The sequence below is a fragment of the Rhodanobacter hydrolyticus genome (assembly GCF_044904645.1).
Window position 1 is genome coordinate 3925074 of the sequence record NZ_JADIKK010000008.1, and the last position, 13595, is coordinate 3938668.

Here is a 13595-nt window from a genome sequence, read left to right on the forward strand (position 1 = left end):
CCGCAGCGCGTCCATCGGGACCACCATAGGGGCAGGTTCATGGCAGAAATCAGTCGCAGCGCGCTGTTCGGCAAGCTCAACAAGCTGGCGTACCGGGGTATCGAGAGCGCCACCGTGTTCTGCAAGTTGCGCGGCAACCCGTATGTGGAGCTGGTGCACTGGATCCACCAGATCCTGCAATTGCAGGACTCGGATCTGCACCGCATCGTCAAGCAGTTCAACCTCAACCCGTCGAACCTGGCGCGCGACGTCACCGACGCGCTGGATCGCCTGCCGCGCGGTTCCACCACCATCTCCGACCTCTCCGGCGACGTGGAGGAAGCGGTCGAGCGCGGCTGGGTGTTCGCCACCCTGATGTTCGGCGAGGCGCAGGTGCGCACCGGTTACCTGATGGTGGGCGTGCTGCGCATGCGCCACCTGCGCAATGCGCTGCTCAACGTCTCCAAGGAATTCGAAAAGATCAAGCCCGAAACCTTGATGGAGAAGTTTGCCGAGGTGGTGGCCGGCTCGCCCGAGGACGGCCAGAACGCCAGTGACGGCTTCAGGCTGGGCGGGGCCGGTGCTCCGGGCGAAGCCAGCGGTGCGATGAGCCCGGCGCAGATGGGCAAGCAGGAGGCGCTCAGGCAGTTCACGGTCGACCTCACCGAGCAGGCGCGCAGCGGCAAGCTCGATCCCATCGTCGGCCGCGACGACGAGATCCGCCAGGTGGTGGACATCCTGATGCGGCGCCGGCAGAACAACCCGATCCTGGTCGGCGAGGCCGGCGTGGGCAAGACCGCGGTGGTGGAAGGCTTCGCCCAGCGCATCGTGCGCGGCGACGTGCCGCCATCGCTCAAGGACGTCGAACTGCGCGTGCTGGACGTGGGCCTGCTGCAGGCCGGCGCCAGCATGAAGGGCGAGTTCGAGCAACGGCTGCGTTCGGTGATCGAGGAAGTGCAGGCCAGCCCGAAGCCGATCATCCTGTTCGTGGACGAAACCCATACCCTTGTCGGCGCCGGCGGCGCGGCCGGTACCGGCGACGCGGCCAACCTGCTCAAGCCCGCGCTGGCGCGCGGCACCCTGCGCACCATTGGTGCCACCACATTCGCCGAATACAAGAAGCATATCGAGAAGGATCCGGCGCTCACCCGTCGCTTCCAGACCATACAGGTCGACGAGCCCAGCGAGGAAAAGGGCATCCTGATGATGCGCGGCGTCGCCAGCACGATGGAAAAGCACCATCGCGTGCAGATCCTCGACGAGGCGCTGGAGGCGGCGGTGAAGCTGTCGCACCGCTACATCCCCGCACGCCAACTGCCCGACAAGGCGGTGAGCCTGCTCGACACCGCCTGCGCTCGCGTGGCGGTGAGCCAGCACGCGGTGCCGCCGGAAGTGGACGACACGCGCAAGCGCATCGAGGCGCTGGAAACCGAGTTGGCGATCATCCACCGCGAGAAGACCGTGGGCGTGAACGTGGCCGAGCGCGAGGCCTCCGCCAACGAGAAGCTGGCCACGCAGAAGGTTCGCTTGGAGAAGCTGGAAGCCGACTGGCAGGCCGAGAAGGTGCTGGTCGAGCAGATCCTTGCCCTGCGCGCCAAGCTGCGCGGCGACGTCGCGCCGGTGGAAGGCACCGGCAGCAAGTTGGAAGAAGCCGCCAATGCCAAGGCCGAAGCCGAGGTCGCTCCTGAGGTACCCGCAGGCCTCAGCGACGACGAGCGTGCCAGCGCGCTGGAGCAGCTCAAGGGCCTGCAGACGCAACTGGCCGAACTGCAGGGCGAGAGCCCGCTGATCCTGCCCACCGTGGACTACGTGGCGGTGGGAGCGGTGGTATCCGACTGGACCGGTATCCCGGTCGGCCGCATGGTCAAGAGCGAGCTTGAGACCGTCATGAACCTGGCCAGGCTGATGGGGCAGCGCGTGATCGGCCAGGACCACGCGATGGAGATGATCGCCAAGCGCATCCAGACCAGCCGTGCTGGGCTGGACAACCCCAACAAGCCGATCGGCGTGTTCATGCTGGCCGGCACCTCCGGCGTGGGCAAGACCGAAACCGCGCTGGCGCTGGCCGAGGCGCTGTACGGCGGCGAGCAGAACGTGATCACCATCAACATGAGCGAGTTCCAGGAGGCGCACACCGTCTCCACGCTCAAGGGCGCGCCTCCCGGTTACGTGGGTTACGGCGAAGGCGGCGTGCTCACGGAGGCGGTGCGCCGCAAGCCGTATTCGGTGGTGCTGCTGGACGAGGTGGAGAAGGCCCATCCCGACGTGCACGAGATATTCTTCCAGGTGTTCGACAAGGGCGTGATGGAAGACGGCGAGGGCCGCCGGATCGACTTCAAGAACACCCTGATCCTGCTCACCACCAACGCCGGCACCGACATGATCGCCGGCCTGTGCAAGGACCCGGAGCTGATGCCCGAGCCTGAGGGCATCGCCAAAGCGCTGCGCGAACCCCTGCTCAAGGTGTTCCCGCCGGCGCTGCTCGGCCGTCTGGTCACCATCCCGTACTACCCGCTCAGCGAAACAATGCTGGGCGAGATCGTGAAGCTGCAGCTCAATCGCATCAAGAAGCGCATCGAAGCCCGCTACAAGATCCCGTTCGAGTACGGCGAGGACGTGGTGAAGCTGGTGGTCAGCCGCTGCACGGAGAGCGAGTCGGGCGGTCGCATGATCGACGCCATTCTCACCAACTCCATGTTGCCGGACATCAGCCGCGAGTTCCTCAACCGGATGATCGAGGGCAGGGCCATCACGGGCGTGCGCGTTGGCATGGAGGAAGGGGACTTCCATTACGCCTTCGCCTGAGCCTGACGCAGGCCGCAACCAGAGAATCTCAGTCAGCTTTCCTTGAGGCACCAAACCATGGCAACCAGAAATTTCCTGCAGGATTATCAAAACGTTCTGCTGCGCCACGTCATCATGCCGGGCAGCCACGATGCCGGCCTGGCCAGGGAGTCCTATGGCTCTCTGGGCATGATAGGAAGCGGAGAGAGCATGACGGTGACGCAGACCGTCGGCGTTGGCGACCAGGCGATTCGCGGATCGCGCTTCTTCGATGTACGCATCATTTCGTCAGGCGGCCAGTTGAAGGCCTATCACAGCCCCAAGGACACGCGCCTCGTCGGTGGCGTCGGTCAGGCCTTCGAAACCATTCTGGATGAATTGCAGGGTTTCGTCCGCTCGAACCCCTCCGAATTCGTGATCATCCGACTCTCGCACATCAAGAACTCGACTGAAGTCTTCGCTGCCTTGATGGGCTGGATGGAGAAATCGGCGCTGTACGGGAAGAAGAACGGCGACTACGTCTACAAGGGAGCCGGCAACCTGGCGCAGAAGTTCGTGCATGAGCTGGCCGGGAAAATGATCTTCGTGGTCGACGGCGCCAAGCTGACTTCGGCCAAGTTCCCCGGTCGTGTGGCCCCTCCGGGGCAGGCCGACGGTTTTCACAAGCTGTACCAGAACAAGAAGTCGAAACCGCTGCCGACAGTGAACGACGGCCTGTGCATGTGCGGCGAATTCGCCAACTCCAACAAGCTGGAGAAAATCGTGGCTGGCCAGACGGCGAGCTACACCCAGCACGCCAAGCACCGGACGCACGGCGACGACAAGTCGCACCTGTACTGCCTGTACTGGACATCGACGGGTGGCAATATCGAGAAAAACACCCGCGAGCAATTGTCGAAGAATTTCCAGATAGTGCGGAACATGGTGGCCGAGAGCAACGCCAACACCGCCAAGTATTGCCTGGACAACAACGTACCTCTGGTCAACACCAAGGCCTGGTCGAACGCAATTGCCATCGAGGACCGGGCTCGTCAGCGGTACGCGGTGTATTCGTGCTCGCTGCCGAACATCATCCTCTACGATTTCGTCAATACGGAGACGAGCGAGGAAATCATCGGGTTGAACGGTCTGGTGCTTTGCCAAACCTGATCGCAGCTGCGGTTTAAGAGCATGCGGTCTTTAAAGTTGCCACACATGCGCCATCGTGAAAACAGGGGTAGTTGAAAACAGGGGTCAGAATACACTTTCATTGTTGTTTGCCATGACTTTGATCGAAAGTTTGCTCTGACCCCATTTTCGCGCCTAATGATGGCTAACAAGAATATGTCAGGCCATCTGCCGATCATGGTGGTGTTGCCTTAGGGGTGGGAGTACTCAGGCGAAGGAGTGTTTCATCATGCCCAATGCATATACGGTTGTATGGTGTAGCGCGGCGGGGAACCGTCATGTTCTTTTGGCGACAAAGAGGTTCCTTGGACAACGTTTCGGTGGAGGTCCGTCACCGGTAACCCTGCTTAATGGAGCAGGACAGGCGTGTTTCCCGGGAGGGGGAATAAATGTGGGGGAGAGTGGCCGTCAGGCTGCACGCCGAGAGTTTTTGGAGGAGACTGGCGTTGACATTCTGTCACCTCCGTCAATCGCCTTGTATAACGTGACGGACAATAACGTGGCAAATATTGGCGGAGCGTTACATCAATATTCCACGCTGTACGTCAAAGTTGCGACGTTGCTTGATCTGCAAAATCTTTCCAATGCAATCAATGTAAATATTTTGGCCAATACACCATTGGATGATGAGCTGCAGACGACTCAAGTGGTAGCCGAGGCTGCCGTGGCGGGGATGCTGGGTCCTGTTCCTGGAGCTGCTGCGTGGTACGGGCCGCCTCGAATGGCAGCATTGGCGGGCGCCTTTCGTGTTAGAAATGCAGGAGCTTGGCATCAGATTCCAGCGGGCTTCGTGTTGCCCATTCGTCGCCCATTTGTCACAGCAAAATTGAATTCGCCCCACGGTTGGTTTCAGGACATGGTGAACAGGTTGGCAGGCGTAGCTGCTGCCGTTGCAGTGGCGCATGCGCCGTTGCCCCTCGGACCGGTCATGGGACTAGCCCCCGTCATGCCTCCGCCAGTGGGGGGAGGGCCTCCCCCAGTAGCCCCACCCGGCGGATTGGGTACGGCACTTAAGAGGGCCTGCGTGCTTGCTACCGTCGCGGCCGTCGGAGTGGCAGTCGCATTGAATTACGTCATTCCGTACCTGTATCCGTCTGACAAGCCTTCTTGATGTGACGTTGGCCTGCCGGTTTGGATGGACCGGGCGGAGGCGATGAAGAAGAAGCAGATGGACCCACTGCTCAAGATCGCCAGCAAGAACATCAACAGCTCGCGGTTGCAGTTGGAAGGGCTGGCGTCCGACAAGGGCACGCACGTCAAGAAGGGTTTCTTTGCCGGCGTCAAAAGCAAGGCGATCAAGCAGTTGGGCCTGTCCTGAGGGCCGCTTCCACCGGCTGGCCCCACCGGCAACGCAGGGCCGTGACACGAATCGCCGCGCGATTGCGCATTGGCCTTGTGGAGAGGAGGAATCCCCGATGCCACCAGCCGCCCGTCTTACCGACATGCATGTGTGCCCCATGACCACCGGTCCCGTACCGCACGTTGGTGGCCCGATTTCCGGCCCTGGCGCGCCCACGGTGCTGATCGGCGGCCTGCCGGCGGCGCGGATGGGTGACATGGCCGTCTGCGTGGGGCCACCGGACAGCATCATCGTGGGCTCGCCCACGGTGTTGATCGGTGGCCAGCCGGCTGCGCGGCTGGGCGACTCCTGTGCGCATGGCGGCACCATCGTGCTGGGGTGCTTCACGGTATTGATTTCGTGAACAGACGGGCGAGCAGGAAGCCGACCAATGGCTTCGTCCGTCCTTCCGTCGCGACGGCGGCGGTGCCGGCTTGGCGCACCGCATTGCAGCAGGCGATGAAGGCGCACCAGGCCGACGATCTCGCCACGGCCGAGCGGCTGTACCGCGAGGTGCTGGAACTGCGCGTGGCGCAGCCCGACGCGCTGCATTACCTCGGCGTGCTGTGCCACCAAAACGGACGCAGCGACGAGGGCGTGGAGTTGATCCGCACGGCGCTGCAGGTGACACCCAGACATCCGGACGCGCACAACAACCTCGGCAACATCCACAAGGAATGCGGTCGCCTGCGCGAGGCGGAGGCCTGCTACCGCAAGTCGCTGGAGTGCAGCCCGCAGCACCACCATGCCCTGAGCAACCTGGCCGTGGTGCTGGAAGCGCAGCAGCGGCCGCTGGAGGCCTTCGACGCCTTCGAGAAATTGTTGAAGGCGGCGCCGCGCTTCGCGCAGGGCTACTACCTGCTGGGCCTGTTCCTGCGCAACAACGCGCAGGGCATCGAGCACATCGAACAGTCGGTGGGCTGTTTCCGCGAGGCCTATGCGCTGGAGCCCCGCTTCGTGCAGGCGCTGGAGGCGCTGAGCGTGTCGCTCTACACCCTGGATCGCCGTGATGAAGCCGCGCAGGTATACCGCGACTGGCTGGAACGCGATCCCGACAACCCGGTGCCTCGCCACATGCTGGCGGCCTGCGGCGGCACCGATGCCCCCGAGCGCGCGCCCGACGACTATGTGCGCGACACGTTCGACAATTTCGCCGAGAGTTTCGACGAGCAGCTGCTGAAGAACCTGGATTACCGCGCGCCGGAGGTGCTCGCTGCCGCGCTGGCCACGGTGTTGCCCGTGCCAGGGGCGTCGCTGGATATCCTCGATGCCGGTTGCGGCACCGGTCTGTGCGCACCCTTGTTGCGCCCGCACGCACGGCGGCTGGTCGGGGTGGATCTGTCGGGCGGCATGGTGAAGAAGGCGCGCCTGCGCGGCGGCTACGATGACCTGGAAGTGGCCGAACTCACCGCCTACCTGCAACAGCATCGGCAGGCATGGGATGTGGTGCTGTCGGCCGACACTCTGGTGTATTTCGGCGACCTGGGTCCGATGGCCGCGGCGGCGCATGATGCCCTGCGACCAGACGGCTGGCTGGCTTTCTCGCTGGAAGTGGAAGAGGGCGATGGCGACCAAGCCGTGCTCTCCTCCAGCGGACGCTATCGCCATACGCGAGGCCATGCGTTGCATGCGCTTCAGCGAGCCGGCTTCGGCGACATCCGCATCAGCGAAGACAGCTTGCGCAAGGAATTCGGCCAACCAGTACGCAGCTGGGTGGTGCTGGCGCGGCGCGGCGGTACGGAAGCGCCATGAAGCCTGCGCCCGAATCCGCCGTCGAAACGGCATCGAAGAAGGAGTGGCCCCGCTGGAAAAACGACTGCAGCGGATTTGCCCATGCGGTGGCCGACGATCTCGGCCTTGAACTGTCGGGCACCGCCAACGCGATGGTCGACACGATGGGAGTCAAGGCCAATGGCTGGGTCGATCTCGGGAGCGATCCCAAGCTGGCGATCAGCTACGCCAATCGAGGCTTCTTCGTGGTGGCAGGTCTCAAGGCAGCAGGGCACGGGCACGTCGCGGTGATCATCCCGACCGATCCGGGCAGCCCCTATCCCGTGGGCTATTGGGGGCGTTTCGGTGGTGTGGGGAAGGAGAAGACCGGCATAAACTGGTCATGGAACCACCGCGATCTGCCCAAGGTCGTCTACTACGCGAAACCCGTGCCCGAGAGCCACTGATGCGAGCTTCCCGCTGCCTGCTGGCCACTGTCCTGGCTTGGCTCCCGGTCGTTGCCTGGGCTTGCGACCTGGCGCCCCTGCCCATCGTCGGCGGCATCGGCAAGCTGCACGGCGTATCGGTGTCGTTCGGCGAGGCCGATGATACCTTGCATCCAACGGCATGGCAGGGTCCCTTGCGGATTGCACAAGGGAGCGCGCCGGCCTGCGTGGTCGACGACGAGGTGGCCATCGTCGAGCAGCCCGTGATGCTCGGCGACGGCATCCTGTACGTGCCCACTTATTCGGGCAGCAACAACCGCCTGTATGCCGTGGATACGGGGACCTGCCGCGTGCTGTGGCACAGCGGCGACTTCAACGGACCGACCCGCTTCGTGCATGGCCGCTTCGTGATCGGCCGCGAGCAGGTGCAACTGGATCGGCGGTGCCGTCCAGTGGGTATGGCGAAAGGCATGGATTGAGAGCGGGGCTGCCTGGGGGCGCATGCGCCGCCACCACGCCGGAAGTCAAAGAAAATCAAATGCATGGATCGAGTCGCAAGGAATGGTCGCGACGCATGACCTGAAATGTCGCCTGATTGCGCATTACAGGGGAAGGAGAGCCCATGCCACCCGTAGCCCGTTCAGCCATCCACCTGCTTGCCTGCGACTCGCCGCACCGAGCCGGTAGCGCGATTTCGCCGCCTGGCGTCCGGGCGATGCCTGATCCGTGGGCGAAGCGTGCGCGATGCAGGCTGGGTCGACCATCACCATCCTGCGGGAGCGCAGTCGCATGACCGAGCCCATCACACTCACTTCCAGCAAGTGCCAGGACCTGCAGTTCGTCGGCATGAGCGCAAACGAGGAACTGGGTGAGCTGTTCCGGTTCGATGTGCAGTTCGAGAGCCAGGACACCGGCATCGACCTGACCGCGCTGCTGGGCTCGCCGATGACCGTGACGCTGGCGTTGGGCAACGGCTTCAAACGCTATTTCAACGGCATCGTCTGCGAGGCGTCGCAGATAGGCGTCGCCAAGGTGCAGTCGCTGGTGTACGCGCAGTACGCAGTGACCCTGGTGCCCACGCCCTGGCTGCTGGGGCAGATCGTGGATTGCCGCATCTTCACCGACATGGCCGTGCCGGACATCGTGAAGCAGCTGGCGCAGGAGTCCGGCTACTCCGACATCAAGCTCAGCCTCACCGGCAACTACGCCAAGCGCGACTATTGCGTGCAGTACCGCGAGGATTGCCTGAGCTTCATCCAGCGCCTGATGGAGCAAGAGGGCATCTACTATTACTTCACCCACGAGGAGGACAAGCACACCATGGTGCTTGCCGACGGCGTGGGCGCGCATTCCGCAGCGAGCACCTTCAAGAAGGTGCCGTTTGCCCCCGGTGCCGACGACGTATTGAGCAGCGAGGCGACCATCACCGAGTTCGGCGCCGTGCGCGGCGTGGACTCCGCCACCGTCAAGCTGACCGACTACAATCCGTTGACGCCCAAGGCTTCGCTGCTCTCCACGCAGACCAGCTCGGGCAACAACCCCTCGCCCACCCACAGTGCGTTCGACTTTCCCGGTACACACGGGGATGCAAGCCTGGGCCAGCATTACGCCAGCATGCGTGCCGAGGCGCTCACCGCCGCGCGCTCGCGCTATCACGGTTCGACCTCGTCCTGCGCCGCGTGCATCGGCAACCTGTTCACGCTGAGCGGCAATCCGCGCAACGACTTCGACCAGGAATACCTGCTGGTAAGCACGCACAGCTATTTGCGCGGCGGTGGGTATGCCTCGGGCAGCGGAAGCCACCTCGAATTCAGCTGCCAGTTCCAGGCGCTGCCGAGCAGCGTGCCGTTTCGCACGGAGCACCGCACGCCCAAGCCGAGGATCGACGGCCTGCAAACCGCGATTGTCGCCGGCAGCGACACGGACGAGGACATCGCCGTCGACAAATACGGGCGCGTGCAGGTGAATTTCCACTGGAACATGCCGGACAAGCCGAAAGCGCAGGTTTCGTGCCCGGTACGCGTGGCGTCTCCCTGGGCCGGCAAGGGCTGGGGAGCAGTGAGCCTGCCGCGCGTGGGCCAGGAAGTGGTGGTGAGCTTCCTGGAAGGCGATCCGGATCGCCCGCTGATCATCGGCAGCGTCTACAACGCTGCCAACACCGTGCCTTACGGCCTGCCTGACAACAAGACCCAGAGCGGCATCAAGAGCCGCAGCCTGCTCGGCGGCGCCGACGACGCCAACGAACTGCGCTTCGAGGACAAGAAGGGCAGCGAAGACTTCTTCATGCATGCGCAGAAGGACATGCACGAAGAGGTGGAGAACGACCACGTGGTCACCATCGACCACGACGAGACGATCACCATCAAGAACGACCAGACCACCGAGGTCAAGAACAACCAGACGCTCACGGTCGACAACGACCAGACCGAGACGGTCAAGCACAACCGCAGCGTCACGGTGCAGAACGACGACAGCCTTAGCGTCACCGGCAACGGTACCTCCAACATCGGCAAGAAGTTCTCGCTCACCGCGGGTACCGAGATCGACCTCGTCTGCGGCGCTTCCAGCATCACGTTGAAAAGCTCGGGCGACGTCGAGATCAAGGGCGTCAACATCACGATCACCGGCAATGCCACGGTGAAGATGGCGGGACAGGCCTCGGTGGACATCGGCTCCGGCGCCAGCGTGAAGGTGCACTCGGACGCGATGATGGACGTGGAGGGAAGTGCGATGACCACGGTGAAGGGGGCGATGCTGCAGCTGACCGCCGATGCCATGGCGAAGCTGGGTGGTGCCATCACGATGATCGGCTAAGGGGGAGCCATGTCAGCGATCATGCAAGCGTCGATGCAGATGGGTCTGTCGCCTGAGGCCATGGTGCATTTGCGCCCGGAAATGACGCCGCAGGCGGCGGTGCAGTCCCTGTTGGACGTTGGTGCGATGCCGGATGCGCTGAAGCTGCTGGCGCGGCTGCTGCCCAAGCGCTATGCGGTGGCGTGGCTGTGCCAGTGCGCACGCGACCAGCCGCTGGAACTGGAGGACAAGGCGGGCGCCTCGCTGGCGGAAAAATGGGTGCGCGAGCCCACCGAAAGCAACCGCCGCGCCGCGTTCGAGTTCGCCAACTCCGGCGGCTACAAGTCGCTGGGCGCATGGCTGGCCGCGGCCGCCGGCTGGTCGGGCGGCAGCCTCGCGCCGGCGGCGCAGGAAACGCCGGTGCCGCCCCCGGAACACATCACCGCCTGCGCCACGGTGGCCGCGATCAATCTGATGGCAGCGTTGGTGGTCGAACATTTCGCGGCCCGTCGCACGGAATTCATCGCACGCGCCCTCGGCCTGCTCGGCACCGGCGAAGCGGCCGGTGCGAATACCAAGGGAGCTTGAGTTGTCGATGCAGACATTGACCTTGACGGTACTCGGCAAGCACGCCGCTCAGTTCGGCAGCCGCAGCCAGAAATCCTTCCAGGGCAGCGGCGGCAGCGTCGGCCGTTCCGAGGATTGCGACTGGGTGCTTGGCGCGCCCGGCGTGTCACGCATCCACGCGATGGTGCGTTGCTTGAACGGCGTCTACTTCATCGAGGACCGCAGCACCAACGGCATGTTGCTCAACGGTGCGCCGCTGCCCAAGGGCGAACCGGCCGCGCTGAAGGAAGGCGACCGCCTGCAGATCGACACCTTCGAGATTTCGGTGCAGATGCAGGCACCCGCTGCGCCTGCGCCGGAGCCGGCTGCCGCGCCGGTGGCTGCGCCCATGTCCGGCGATCCGCTGCTGGATTTCGGTTTGTCCGATCTGCTCGCGCCCGCCAGTGCGCCGGTGGCCGCTGCAGGCCCCAGCCTGATACCCAATGCTGCCGGCGCGATCAGCGGCGACCTCGACCCGTTGAGCTTCCTCGACGCGCCGTATGCGTCACCGGTCGCGGAACCTGCGCCGCCGCAGCCCGAACCCGTGCCCAGTTGGAATCACACCGCGGGCATGGCCGACCACTTCCGGCCGCCGATCACCGACGTGCAGCGCCAGGCGCAGATGCTGCCGGAAGACTGGGACGCGATCATGGGCGACTTCGAGCCCATGTCGGAGCCGGCGGCTCCCGTCGCACCGCCGATCCCGACACCTGTCGCGCCAACGCCGGCAGCACCGCCGGCAGCATCGTTCGCCGCACCTGCTGCCGTGCCCATGGCGGCCACCGGGCTGCCGCCCGAGCTGGAGCAGATCCTGCACATCGTCGCCGACGGCGTGATGGACGTGCTGCGCGCGCGCGCCGAGATCAAGAACACCTTCCGCTTGCCGGTGACCATCATTCAGCGTTCGGAAAACAACCCGCTGAAATTCGCGCCCACGCCGGATGAGGCGGTACAGCGCATCCTCGCACCCACCGGACCGGCCTTCCTTTCAGGCGGCGCCGCGTTCCAGGACGCGTTCGAAGACATCCGCTGCCACCAGATGGCGATGCTGGCCGGCGTACGCGCGGCGTTCGAATCGCTGCTGGTGCACTTCAACCCGGATCGCTTCGAGCACGAAGCCGACGGCGGCGCCAAGCGCGCGGCCTTCGGCGGCAAGGGCCGCTACTGGGACCGTTATCGGGAACATTTCGAGGAACTGATGGGCAACCCTGACGAATGCTTTCGCCGGTTGTTCGGCGACGAATTCGCACGCGCCTACGAGGAGCAACTGGCGCGGTTGAAATCGGCGCTGCGGACAGGACAGGCGCGGCGCCCGTAGCCCGGGCCGACGAGAACCACGAGAAGCGAGCGAACGCATGACGCAGAACAACAAGGTGGTATGGAGCGAAGGCCTTTTCCTCCGGCCGCAGCACCTGCAGCAGCAGGAGCGCTACCTGGAGCGCTTCGTGGAGTTGCGCGCCGGCAACTTGCGCCCGCATGCCTGGGGTTTCCACGAGCTGGAACTGGAATTCGACCTGCTGGCCATCGGCAAGCTCGGCATCAAGCAGGCGCGCGGCGTGTTCCCCGACGGCACGCCGTTCGCGATGCCCGGCGACGACCCGCTGCCGCCGCCGCTGGACGTGGACGCAAACTGGCGCGACCAGACCGTATACCTCACCCTGCCGTTGCGCTCGCCCACCCAGCCCGACAGCGGGCGGCCGGAAGCGCCGGCGGAGAAGCTCTTCCGCTTCCGCGTGCGCGAGGCCGAGGTGCGCGACGCCTCCGGCAGCACCGATGGCACCACGCCGCTGGAAGTGGGCGGCATGAGCGGCCGCCTGCTGCCGCAGTCGCAACCCATGGAGGGACTCACCCGCATGCCGCTGGCGCGCATCGTGGAATGCCGCACCGACCGCCGCGTGATGCTGGACGACGCCTTCATGCCCACCGGCCTTTCCACACAGGCGGTGCCGCGGCTGGTGACCTTCCTCACCGAACTGCTCGGCCTGTTGCACCAGCGTGGCGAGGCGCTGGCCAGCCGCGTCGCGCTGACCGATCGCGGCGGAGCGGCGGAGATCGCCGACTTTCTGCTGCTGCAGGTGGTGAACCGCTGCCAGCCGTTGATTGCGCACCTGGCCGAAGCGCCGCTGCTGCATCCCGAAGAGCTTTACCGCACGCTGGTGACGATGGCCGGCGAACTGGCCACGTTCACCGCTCCAGGGAAGCGCCCTGGCGCGTTGCCGCCGTATCGCCACGAAGCGTTGCGCGAGAGTTTCGAGCCGCTGATCGCCGCGCTGCGCGCCAGCCTCAGCGCGGTGATGGAGCAGACCGCCATGCCGATCCCGCTGCAGGAGCGCAAGTTCGGCGTGTGGGTGGCGGTGGTGCCCGACCTCACCCTGCTGGACAACGCCGCCTTCGTGCTGGCGGCAAAGGCCGACGTGAAGTCGGAGGAACTGCGCCGGCAGCTACCCGCGCAATCGAAGATCGGCCCGGTGGAAAAGATCCGCGATCTGGTGAACCTGCAATTGCCGGGCATTCCGGTCTCGCCGATGCCGGTGGCGCCGCGCCAGATCCCGTACAACGCCGGCTACCTGTATTTCGAATTCGACCGCCACGCGGCGATGTGGCGCGAGCTGAAGACATCCGGCGGCATCGCGTTCCATTTCGGCAGCGGCTTCGCCGGGCTGGACCTGCAGCTCTGGGCGATCAGGGGAGGTTGAGCGTGCTCATGGTCTCGAAACACACCGCGTCCGCAGGTCCGGGTCTGCTTGCCTGCATTCCTGCGTCATCACTCA

The 13595-nt window shown here is 64.6% G+C and carries 12 protein-coding genes and 1 pseudogene; all 13 read left to right on the plus strand.

The features are described from left to right. Positions 1–39 precede the first annotated feature (39 nt). On the plus strand, positions 40–2784 hold the full coding sequence (gene tssH / locus ISP25_RS20175) for a type VI secretion system ATPase TssH (protein WP_404616170.1): 2745 nt from the start codon (positions 40–42) through the stop codon (positions 2782–2784). 57 nt (positions 2785–2841) lie between these two features. Continuing rightward, positions 2842–3912 carry a PI-PLC domain-containing protein gene (locus tag ISP25_RS20180; protein WP_192156158.1) on the plus strand — a complete coding sequence of 357 codons (1071 nt, stop codon included), beginning with the start codon at positions 2842–2844 and terminating at the stop codon, positions 3910–3912. Between the two features lie 247 nt (positions 3913–4159). Further along, positions 4160–4402 (plus strand): annotated as a pseudogene (locus tag ISP25_RS20185) (NUDIX hydrolase); the annotation flags it as partial. Between the two features lie 27 nt (positions 4403–4429). After that, complete coding sequence (locus tag ISP25_RS20190) at positions 4430–5041, plus strand: hypothetical protein (protein WP_404616356.1); 612 nt, start codon at positions 4430–4432, stop codon at positions 5039–5041. Positions 5042–5083: 42 nt separating this feature from the next. After that, positions 5084–5248, plus strand: a complete 165-nt coding sequence (locus ISP25_RS20195) for a hypothetical protein (protein ID WP_404616171.1) — start codon at positions 5084–5086, stop codon at positions 5246–5248. 97 nt (positions 5249–5345) lie between these two features. Beyond that, on the plus strand, positions 5346–5633 hold the full coding sequence (locus ISP25_RS20200) for a PAAR domain-containing protein (protein ID WP_192156146.1): 288 nt from the start codon (positions 5346–5348) through the stop codon (positions 5631–5633). Between the two features lie 95 nt (positions 5634–5728). Beyond that, positions 5729–7021, plus strand: a complete 1293-nt coding sequence (locus tag ISP25_RS20205) for a tetratricopeptide repeat protein (RefSeq protein ID WP_404616351.1) — start codon at positions 5729–5731, stop codon at positions 7019–7021. Continuing rightward, positions 7018–7446 carry a hypothetical protein gene (locus tag ISP25_RS20210; RefSeq protein ID WP_404616172.1) on the plus strand — a complete coding sequence of 143 codons (429 nt, stop codon included), beginning with the start codon at positions 7018–7020 and terminating at the stop codon, positions 7444–7446. Before ISP25_RS20205 ends, ISP25_RS20210 begins: the two co-directional genes overlap by 4 nt. Next, positions 7446–7904, plus strand: coding sequence for a PQQ-binding-like beta-propeller repeat protein (locus ISP25_RS20215; RefSeq protein WP_404616173.1), 459 nt, complete (start codon positions 7446–7448; stop codon positions 7902–7904). Before ISP25_RS20210 ends, ISP25_RS20215 begins: the two co-directional genes overlap by 1 nt. Positions 7905–8214: 310 nt before the next feature. Further along, a complete protein-coding gene (locus ISP25_RS20220; RefSeq protein ID WP_192156140.1) occupies positions 8215–10239 on the plus strand; it encodes a type VI secretion system Vgr family protein in 2025 nt (674 codons plus the stop codon). Between the two features lie 9 nt (positions 10240–10248). Next, on the plus strand, positions 10249–10806 hold the full coding sequence (locus tag ISP25_RS20225; protein WP_404616174.1) for a DUF6931 family protein: 558 nt from the start codon (positions 10249–10251) through the stop codon (positions 10804–10806). A 1-nt stretch (position 10807) separates the two neighbouring features. Continuing rightward, entirely contained in the window at positions 10808–12142 is a 1335-nt protein-coding gene (tagH, locus tag ISP25_RS20230) for a type VI secretion system-associated FHA domain protein TagH (RefSeq protein WP_404616175.1), read from the plus strand. A gap of 37 nt (positions 12143–12179) precedes the next feature. Further along, positions 12180–13520: a type VI secretion system baseplate subunit TssK gene (tssK, locus tag ISP25_RS20235; protein ID WP_192156131.1), complete on the plus strand. Its 1341-nt coding sequence runs from the start codon at positions 12180–12182 to the stop codon at positions 13518–13520. Positions 13521–13595: the final 75 nt, after the last annotated feature.

Excerpts from the sequence above, each read along its gene's own strand:
- tssK (WP_192156131.1), top strand. The coding sequence starts at position 12,180 with ATGACGCAGAACAACAAGGTGGTATGGAGCGAAGGCCTTTTCCTCCGG.
- ISP25_RS20210 (WP_404616172.1), top strand. The coding sequence starts at position 7,018 with ATGAAGCCTGCGCCCGAATCCGCCGTCGAAACGGCATCGAAGAAGGAG.
- ISP25_RS20200 (WP_192156146.1), top strand. The coding sequence starts at position 5,346 with ATGCCACCAGCCGCCCGTCTTACCGACATGCATGTGTGCCCCATGACC.
- ISP25_RS20220 (WP_192156140.1), top strand. The coding sequence starts at position 8,215 with ATGACCGAGCCCATCACACTCACTTCCAGCAAGTGCCAGGACCTGCAG.
- ISP25_RS20180 (WP_192156158.1), top strand. The coding sequence starts at position 2,842 with ATGGCAACCAGAAATTTCCTGCAGGATTATCAAAACGTTCTGCTGCGC.
- ISP25_RS20205 (WP_404616351.1), top strand. The coding sequence starts at position 5,729 with ATGAAGGCGCACCAGGCCGACGATCTCGCCACGGCCGAGCGGCTGTAC.
- tssH (WP_404616170.1), top strand. The coding sequence starts at position 40 with ATGGCAGAAATCAGTCGCAGCGCGCTGTTCGGCAAGCTCAACAAGCTG.
- ISP25_RS20225 (WP_404616174.1), top strand. The coding sequence starts at position 10,249 with ATGTCAGCGATCATGCAAGCGTCGATGCAGATGGGTCTGTCGCCTGAG.
- ISP25_RS20215 (WP_404616173.1), top strand. The coding sequence starts at position 7,446 with ATGCGAGCTTCCCGCTGCCTGCTGGCCACTGTCCTGGCTTGGCTCCCG.
- ISP25_RS20195 (WP_404616171.1), top strand. The coding sequence starts at position 5,084 with ATGAAGAAGAAGCAGATGGACCCACTGCTCAAGATCGCCAGCAAGAAC.